Below are 8,410 nucleotides of genomic sequence, written 5' to 3'. Positions count from 1 at the left end.
CCCCGCGCGCGCTCGGCACCCCCACCCCCCCGCGCCCCACCCCCGGGCCGGCGACCGCCGCGGGCCGCGCCCCGGCCGCCGGCCGCCCCCGCCGCCCGCCCCCGGGCATGGGGGGGTGCGGGGCGCCCGCCGCGTTTCGGGGGCCTTGCCGGGGGCGTCGTCGGCCGGTCCGTTCCCGGTGGGCGTGGACGCGCCGGTCTCCGGGGGTGAGGCGGGCGCCGTCGAGGGCGTGCTGTCGATCATGGTCGGCGGGACGGCGCTCGTGGTGGGGCGGGGCCCGGCCCACACCCATCGGGTGGGCTTCGCCCGCGCCCGTCAGGTCAGCCGGGCACGGGCCGTCAACCGGTTTGCTCGGGGGCTGGGTTCGCGGCGGCCCGGGGTGCAGGTCGGCCCGGGCCCGACCGGGTTCGGCCGCGGGGCGCCTGGGTGCCGGACGCGTCGCATCCGGCCTGGTCAGGCCGTGCGCGGCCGCCGCCGTCAGTTGCGCGCGAGGAATCCCCGGGCCGCCGTCACGAACGCGGCGCGCGCCGCCGCGTATGTCTCCCACGCACCATCCGGCACCGCGTCGACGCGGTGCAGCGCCCGGAGGTGATCCATCAACTCCCGCGCCTGCTCGACCGGGCCCACACCCTCCACGTCGAGCACGTTGAACGCGGCTTGGGTCGCCGCGTAACCTTCCCGCGTCGCCGCGAGGGCGGCCTCGGGGGAGCCGTAACGGCCCTCCAGGCGGCGCCAGATCGCCGCGCCCTCGGCGTCGCTCGCGGTGAGGAACGCGGCGTACGCGTCCCGCCGCGCGAGATACATCAGCGGATCCTTCGGCACCGGCCACCTCCACCGTGCGGGGACAGGGCGGCAGTATCGGCCGCGCGGCCCGACTAATGAAGGGCCGGTACGGCGACGGATGTCCGGCCGCCCCGGGAGCGCGGCGCAACGTCAACCCAGGCGCGGCACGTTCACCCGCCGCCATCTGGACGTTTTCCCGTATCCCCCGACACCTGCGGCACACTGCCCTCCAAACGTAATCCCTTACGGGGGGCGGAAGTTGACGCTGAACGCGGCCCGAGGGCGGCGCAGGGTCATGGTGAGCGGCGGTGACGTAGCGGTGGAAGCGACAGGCGGGGCGATGGGGGCGCCCGGTACAGGTGTGACTTCGGGGGTGGGTGGTGATCCCGGAGGCGAAGGGTGCCGCTGCGGCAAGTGCGGGCACGGAGCGCGCGCCGCGCACCGGCAGGCGGTCGCGGCGTTCGTGGCGCTGCGCGAGGAGTACGCCGCCGGGCGCGGCATACCGGCCGGGCTGACCCGCTCCGCCGGAGCCGCCCGTCAGTGGATCTCCGACGAACTCGCCCTCTCCGCCCGGAACCTGACGGAACACGCCGCCGCCACCCGTTCGACCTGGCTCGACTCCGTGCACCGCGGCACCCTCCGGGCGCTGTGGGGCGCGGTCGCCGCGCTGCTCCTCGGGCAGGCGCTGACCGCGGTCGGTGGCGGCTGGACCGCGCACCGTATGGCCACACTGACCGCCGCCGTCACGCTGGCGCTCGGCGGCACCGTGACAGCATGGCGGCACCGTGGGCACGGCGGGGTGCTGGCGCCGCTCACCGGCGAGGACCAGCGGCTGTCCACCTCCCGTACGGTCGCGGCCGGTTGGTTCGGTGTGGCGGTCTTCGCGATGCTGACGGCGGTGGCCGGGAACGTGCTGCCCGACGGCGCGCCGCACCAGGCGGAGGCGCACGCCGCACTCTCCGGACGGGCCGCACTGTCCCCGCCGATGCTGCTCGTCCTGCTGGCGGTGTGCGGTACGGCGGTGGCGGCGCGCGCCGTGGTCGCCGCGCGGGTACGGGCCGGGCGGCTCCAGAAACCGGCCGCCGAACGCCCCCGGGCCGTCGACCTGTTCGCCGACGACGCGGGCCGCGCCGACCTCGCCGCCACGCAGTATCTGCTGGTCAACGCGGCGGTGGCGGCGCTGGCCCTGACCGTCGTGATCGGTCCGCCCGGGCTTGTCCCGCCGTCGGCGGGCTGGGCCACCGCCGCGCTCGTCGTGGTGTCGGCCGCCGGCTACCTGGCCGCCAAGTGCGATGAGGGTGGCCGTCCCGTCGTCCTGTCCGTGGTCCGCGCCCGGGAGCCGGGCGATCTGCCCGCACCGATCCGCCCGGGTGATGACATCGAGATCCGCGGCACGGGCTTCGTCCCGCCGGGTGCCCGCACTCCGGACCTGCTGGCCCGCATCGTCGTACGCATCGGAACGGTCCATGTGCCGGTGCCCCTGGTGCCCGGCCCCGGGGGCTTCACCAGCCCGGCGGACGCCACCCTGACCGTCCCCGTACCGGCCGACATCGAACCGGGCCCCACGGAGATCCGGGTGATCACGGCATCCGGCGCGGAGTCGGCGGGATGGGTCGCCGAGGTGGGGGAGTAGTGGTCCGGGCCGGGTGCGGGGCGCCGTTGTCGCCGCTGTTCTTCGCGTGACGGCGCCGGCGATGGCGGTTGCTGCGGCGACCGCGCCGGCGAGGAGGGTGGTGCGGGTGCGGGTGCGGGTGCGGGTGCGGGTGCGGGCGTCCGGGCCTCGGCGGCGGCCGGTGCCGGGGACCCCACCGGGTGACGGACCGTGGAGGCCGCGGCCCCGGCGACTCCCGGCTCGCCGGCGCCACCCGAGCGCCCTCCACCAACGCCCCGGTACCGCCCGGCAACACGGGATCATCGCGGGATGACCCTCCCTGGAATCCGCGTCGCCGCTGACGTGGTCCGCCACCGCGCCGTTCCCGAGCTGGTGGCCTGCCACTTCCTCCCCCTTCCCTTCGACCAGCCGCTCGCCGACGACCAGGACATCTGGCTGGGCCACGTCGACCCACGGTGGGCCACCGCACGGCCCGCGCCCGACCGGATGCCTCCGGCCCGGGGCGCCTGAACTCACCCGATGGGTCCGCTGCCGATACCGCCTCCGCCGCCAGGGCCGGGGGCCGCCGCCCCGCTGCGCTGCAGCCGGTCCCGGCGGCCCGTCGCTACCGCTCCGTGCCCGGGCGTCCCCGGCGGGCGACGGCCCAGGCCACGGCGGTGACGCCGGAGACCAGCAGACCGGCCGGTATCGCCAGGAAGAGCCAGGGCCCCGGCGCATGCCATACCTCCAAGGCGTCGAGGCCGTATCCGACGCCGACGGCCACCGCGGCCAGCCCGCAGATCAACCGGACCGGTTCGAAGGGGTGACGCTTCATGAGATGCCTCCCTGAGACGGCCGAGCGGCAAGGGTGAGAGTGAAGGCGCGGGGAGCGGCAGGCGGGGTGGATGCGGCGGATATGCGCGTGGTGGCCGACACCGGCGAGCCGACCGGTGCGAACGCCGCGACCGCGGCGGCCGGGAAAGCCCCGGCCCGCGAACCAGCTGTTGGCAGGGAGGCCGCCCCGGGCGGCGACGGGGAGGGGGGCGCCGCAGGCGACGGCGGCGCGGAGGGCGCCGCAGGCGACGGCGGGAGAGCGTGGCGGACATCGATCTGCCCGGCGCCCACCCGGAGCGTCAGGTCGAGGAAGCCGCGCGGCTTCTCCCCCTTCTTCAGCCCCTCGGCGGGAAGCGTGACCGTCCGGGGGCGGTCGCCCGCGGAGATCCGTACATCGTCGGTGGGCTCGCCCGGCAGACGCACATCGCCGAGCCCCAGCGACAGATGCACCGTCGTCTCCACCCCCTGTGGCAGCGTCACCTCCAGGCGGCCCGCGCCCACCTCGGCGCCGGTGCGGATCGTGCGACCGTCCTTGACGGGCAGCTCCCCGAGGTCCAACCTGCCTTCTCCGGAGCCGAGTTCGTAATGCCGTTGGACGGCGGAGACTTCCGTGGGGGTCCAATGACGGTTCTGCCATTCGGCGCTGATGTTGTCCGGCAACACCGTCGACACCGCGAGGAGCGTCGTCGTCAGCACCATCATGACGACGGTGCCGCCGCCCGTCCGCCCCAGCCAGGCGCTGATCACCAGCCCCAGCCCGAACACCACCAGCGCACACGCCAGGCCCGCCTGCAGTGCATGCGAGAACGGGGCGTGCCGGTTGACGCCGAGCGCCGTGCCGACGCCGCCGAGTGCGGCCAGAAGGAAGACCACGCCACCGACCCGCCGCCCGGCCCGAGGCCGACGCCGCGGCGGCGCGGGCTCACCGGACGGACGGGCCGCCGCGCCGTCGGGGCGGAAACCGGGAGGCCACACGGGGCCGCCGGGCACGCCGTGGCCGCCCTCATAGGTGAGATCGGCGTGCTCCGGGCCCCACAGGTACATCAGCCCGGCCGGTTCCTTGCCGAGCGGCCCCCGCCACCACGGCGGCGTCCGCGGGCCGGGCGGCGCCATGGTCTCCGGCGGCGCGTCGGCGATGACCTGCGCGGTGGCCGCGTCCCGAGAGCCGGGGCCCTCGGCACCGCCGCCGCGGTGCCGACGCGACCAGTACGCGGCACCGGCCACGGCCAGCGTCAGCAGGACGGCGAAGGACATGACGCTGCCCTTGCCCAGCGTCGTGAGGAACAGCCCGCAGCCGACCAGCGCGAACAGCAGTGCCGTCAGCGCCGAGCCCTCGACTCGGCCGGAGAGCAGCCGTCGGCCCTCGTTCTCCTCCTCGCCGTGGAGCGGGATGATGAGCCAGGCGAAGCCGTAGAAGATCAGCCCCAGGCCGCCGGTGACGGAGAGCACGGCGAGGACGATCCGGAAGATCACCGGGTCGAGATCCCACTGCCTGCCCAGGCCACCGCATACACCCGCGACGACCTTGTGCCGTCGGCTGCGGCGCAGCGGCGGGCGCGACGGGGTGGCGCCGTCGGCGCCGGGCGGTGCCGATTCCTCGGCGGGGGCTGCTTCGTTCATGAACCCATGGTGACAAGCGCGACGGAATCCCGGCATCAGTGGAAACCCTGGCAGAACCCTGAGATCGACCCCGAGCAACCCCGATATCACCCGCGGGTTCGCATATCCCCCCGAGATGCGCCGACGCGGCGAACAGACGGTGCACAGGCGCGGCAGGTGGGGCCCGGACCGGCCGGGGCGGAGACTATCGTTGCGCCCTGGATACGTACGGGTTTCCGGAGGGGCGTGCGGTGACGGAGGCGGCGTCGGTGGACGAGGGGCGACTGGTCGCCGGGCGGTATCGCCTGATCGAGCGGATAGGCCGTGGCGGTATGGGCACCGTCTGGCGGGCCCGGGACGAGGTCCTCGCCCGCCAAGTGGCCGTCAAGCGGCTGCACGTCTCGCCCCAGTTGGACGCGGACGAGCTGGCCCTGCGCCACGAGCGGACCACCCGCGAGGCGCAGGCCGCGGCGCGCATCAACCACCCCAATGTGGTCAGCGTCCACGATGTGGTTCTCGACGACGGGCTGCCGTGCATCGTCATGGAGTACGTACCGGCCGGGACGCTCGGCGACCTCATCAAGCGGGCGGCGCGGGAGAACCGTTTCGTGGATCCCCGTGAGGCGGCCCGGATCGGCCGCGGCATGATCGCCGCGCTGCGGGCCGCGCACGCCGCCGGGGTGCTGCACCGGGACGTCAAGCCGGGCAACGTCCTCCTCGGCGACGAGGGCCGCGTCGTCCTGACGGACTTCGGGATCGCCGTCGCCTCCGGTACGTCCACCCTCACCAAGACCGGCGAACTGGTCGGCTCCATCGACTACCTGGCGCCCGAGCGGGTCAAGGGCGGCACCCCGGGGCCCGCGTCCGACCTGTGGGCTCTGGGGGCGACGCTCTATCAGGCGGTCGAGGGGCGGCCCCCGTTCCGTAAGACCACAGCGGTCGAGAGTGCGTACGCCATCGCCGTCGACCCGTTGGAGCCGCCGGCCCACGCCGGGCCGTTGGCGCCACTGATCGAGGCGCTGCTCGCGAAGGAGCCCACCGACCGGCCGTCGGCCGAGGTCGTCGAGCAGGCGCTGCGCTCCGCCGAGGCGGAGGTGGACACGGCACTGATCGGCTGGCCGACGCTGGCCCTGGGCACCGTGGGGCGCGGCGGTTCCGACACGGCGAGCGGCTCCGAGGGCCTGACCAGGCCGGTCGTGCCGTCGGACACCGCGGGCGGCAGGCGGTCCACCACGGGGAACGGCGGTACGGGCACCACCACCGGGACCGCCGGAAGGACGGCCGGTACCGGGGCGATCACCGACCCTCGGATAGCGGCCTCCCTTGGTAGCGCCACCACGACCGGCGCGGCCACGGACACCGATACCGCGAGCACGTCCGCCACCGGCCAGGTCACGGGACAGGCGGCGAACACCCGCGGCCTCGTCGGCGTCGACGCGGAAGCCCAACGGGTCGCCGAGGCGGACACCGGCTCCATGGGCGGCGCGCTCCTGCCGTCCGCCACCGGGGCGGCCGTGTCGGGCGCCGAGGACACGGGGCAGATCGCGGTGTCCCCGCCGCCCCGTAAGCGACGCGGCCGGGTCGTCCTCTGGTGCGCCCTCGGGGTGCTGGCGGCCGGGGGCGGCGCGGGCGGCGCCTGGTACGCGCTCCACGGGGGCGATGGCAACACGGCGCAACCGGCGAAGAGCAGCAGCCCCGAGCAGCCCTCCGTATCCCAGCACCCCATCGGGCCGCCCCCGCCCACCCCGGACGGCATGCACCGCGTCGAGGAGCAGCAGCTCGGGGTCTCCTATCCGGTGCCGGACGGCTGGACGCGGCAGGTGAAGGACGGGGGCCGGCAGATCGTCTACATCTCCCAGGCGTCGCTCGCCCAACTGACGATCAGCGTGCTGGACTTCTCGTCCGGAGACCAGGTGGCGCACTTCAAGCAGGTCGAGGGGGACCTGCAGAAGCAGTACCCGAGCTACTCGCGCAAGCGGCTGCAGGACACGATGTACCAGAACGACCCGGCCGCCATCTGGGAGTTCACCTTCGAGGGCCGGGTGCGGGAGTACCGCGGCATCGACCTCGGATTCGGCCGCGAGGGGGAGAAGGAGTACGCGATCTACGTCTCCGCGCCGAGCGCCGACTGGGCCACGTACCGCGACGTCTTCTCCAAGGTGAAGGACGGCTTCCGCAAGCGCGAGGACGCGAGCTGACGGTCAGGCAGGCCCGCGCCGGGACCCGCAAATCTCAGGGACCGCATCAGGGTCCACCCTGATGTCCCCCGACCCGCCGCGTGTGACGATCTGTGCATGACCACAGCCCCGCCCCGCGGCGGATCGCACCACGCGTCCGCGCAGGAATTCGCCGAGCCACCCGTGCGCAAGCTCTACCGCAGCGCCGACGGGCGGCTGCTCGGCGGCGTCGCGCGCGGACTGGCGGGACATCTGGGGCTCCCCGTCTCCTGGGTCCGGGTCGTTTTCGTCGCTCTGTTCCTCGCCGAAGGCATGGGCGCGCTGCTCTACGCGGCGTTCTGGTTCTTCGTCCCGCTCGGCGTCGGCGGGGTGGAGGACCGCCGGACCACGGCTGACGGCGCCCGCCGCGGCGGGGCCCGCAGACCCGATACGGGCCAGGTCATCGCGTTGATCGCGCTGCTGGCCGGGTCCGCGTTCGTCGCCTCCCGGTTCCAGCTGGGCATCGGCAGCGGCTATCTGTGGCCGGTGCTGCTGATAGCCGCGGGCGTCGCCCTCGTCTGGCGGCAGGCCGACAACGCGCGCCGCGCGCAGTGGCTGGAGCTGGGCCGCCGTAAGGGGGTCCTCCCGATGCTGCGCGGCGCAGCCGGGGTCGCGCTCGTCGGAGTCGGTGTGACCGGCATCGTCGTGCTCCAGGGCTCGGTGGGCCACCTCGGCTCGGTGCTCCAGGCCGCGCTCGCCGTCGTCGTCGGCATCGCCCTGCTCGCCGGTCCCTACCTCGTCCGCCTGATACAGGACCTCTCCGAGGAGCGGCTGATGCGCATCCGCGCCCAGGAACGGGCCGAGGTCGCCGCCCACGTCCACGACTCCGTGCTGCACACCCTCACCCTCATCCAGCGCAGCGCCGACGACTCCCGCGAGGTCGCCCGGCTCGCCCGCTCCCAGGAGCGGGAGCTGCGGGCCTGGCTGTACCGGCCCGAGGGCCGCACCAAGGAGGAGGACGAGGAGCCCGCCACCCTCGCCGACGCGGTGCGTACGGCGGCGGCCGAGGTCGAGGACCACCACGGCGTACCGATCGAGGTCGTGGTCGTCGGCGACTGCCCGTTGGACGAGGCGCTGGGCGCGCAGATGAAGGCCGCCCGCGAGGCGATGGTCAACGCCGCGAAGTACGGCGGCGAGGGCGGGCCGGTGCAGGTCTTCGCCGAGGTGGAGGGCCGCACGGTCTTCGTCTCCGTACGCGACCGGGGGCCGGGCTTCGACCTGGACGCCGTCCCCGACGACCGGATGGGCGTCCGCGAGTCCATCATCGGCCGGATGGAACGCAACGGCGGCACCGCCCGGCTGCGGTCCGTGCCCGGCGGCGGCACCGAGGTCGAGCTGGAGATGGAGCGCACCGAATGACCACGCCCGCATCAGCCGCCACCCCCAT

8 protein-coding genes are annotated in these 8,410 nt (G+C 74.8%); 5 read left to right on the top strand and 3 right to left on the bottom strand.

Annotated features, from left to right (window positions below; all coding sequences use genetic code 11):
- The first annotated feature begins 115 nt into the window (after window positions 1–115).
- Window positions 116–592, top strand: a complete 477-nt coding sequence (locus ACFWWQ_RS24130; RefSeq protein ID WP_384599717.1) for an NAD(P)-binding domain-containing protein — start codon at window positions 116–118, stop codon at window positions 590–592.
- Here the strand turns inward: ACFWWQ_RS24130 and ACFWWQ_RS24125 are convergent.
- Window positions 478–822 carry a hypothetical protein gene (locus tag ACFWWQ_RS24125; RefSeq protein WP_384599716.1) on the bottom strand — a complete coding sequence of 115 codons (345 nt, stop codon included), beginning with the start codon at window positions 820–822 and terminating at the stop codon, window positions 478–480. The two genes, ACFWWQ_RS24130 and ACFWWQ_RS24125, sit on opposite strands and share 115 nt — an antisense overlap.
- 301 nt (window positions 823–1,123) lie before the next feature.
- Here ACFWWQ_RS24125 and ACFWWQ_RS24120 point away from each other — a divergent pair, with 301 nt between their 5' ends.
- On the top strand, window positions 1,124–2,416 hold the full coding sequence (locus ACFWWQ_RS24120; protein ID WP_384599754.1) for a hypothetical protein: 1,293 nt from the start codon (window positions 1,124–1,126) through the stop codon (window positions 2,414–2,416).
- A 288-nt stretch (window positions 2,417–2,704) separates the two neighbouring features.
- On the top strand, window positions 2,705–2,905 hold the full coding sequence (locus tag ACFWWQ_RS24115) for a hypothetical protein (RefSeq protein WP_384599712.1): 201 nt from the start codon (window positions 2,705–2,707) through the stop codon (window positions 2,903–2,905).
- A gap of 94 nt (window positions 2,906–2,999) precedes the next feature.
- Here the strand turns inward: ACFWWQ_RS24115 and ACFWWQ_RS24110 are convergent, their stop codons facing one another.
- Window positions 3,000–3,209 (bottom strand): hypothetical protein, encoded by a 210-nt coding sequence (locus ACFWWQ_RS24110; protein ID WP_384599709.1) that lies wholly within the window; start codon window positions 3,207–3,209, stop codon window positions 3,000–3,002.
- Complete coding sequence (locus ACFWWQ_RS24105) at window positions 3,206–4,828, bottom strand: PspC domain-containing protein (RefSeq protein ID WP_384599706.1); 1,623 nt, start codon at window positions 4,826–4,828, stop codon at window positions 3,206–3,208. The genes ACFWWQ_RS24110 and ACFWWQ_RS24105 overlap by 4 nt, the downstream gene beginning before the upstream one ends.
- Window positions 4,829–5,139: 311 nt before the next feature.
- On the opposite strand from ACFWWQ_RS24105, the gene ACFWWQ_RS24100 reads away from it, so the two are divergent.
- Window positions 5,140–7,005 carry a serine/threonine-protein kinase gene (locus ACFWWQ_RS24100; RefSeq protein WP_384599751.1) on the top strand — a complete coding sequence of 622 codons (1,866 nt, stop codon included), beginning with the start codon at window positions 5,140–5,142 and terminating at the stop codon, window positions 7,003–7,005.
- A gap of 96 nt (window positions 7,006–7,101) precedes the next feature.
- Window positions 7,102–8,382 (top strand): PspC domain-containing protein, encoded by a 1,281-nt coding sequence (locus tag ACFWWQ_RS24095; RefSeq protein ID WP_384599703.1) that lies wholly within the window; start codon window positions 7,102–7,104, stop codon window positions 8,380–8,382.
- Window positions 8,383–8,410 lie beyond the last annotated feature (28 nt).

Origin of the sequence: Streptomyces sp. NPDC059080 (assembly GCF_042739975.1) — a bacterium.
Classification (GTDB): domain Bacteria; phylum Actinomycetota; class Actinomycetes; order Streptomycetales; family Streptomycetaceae; genus Streptomyces; species Streptomyces benahoarensis.
This window is presented reverse-complemented; position numbering and strand designations above follow the sequence as displayed.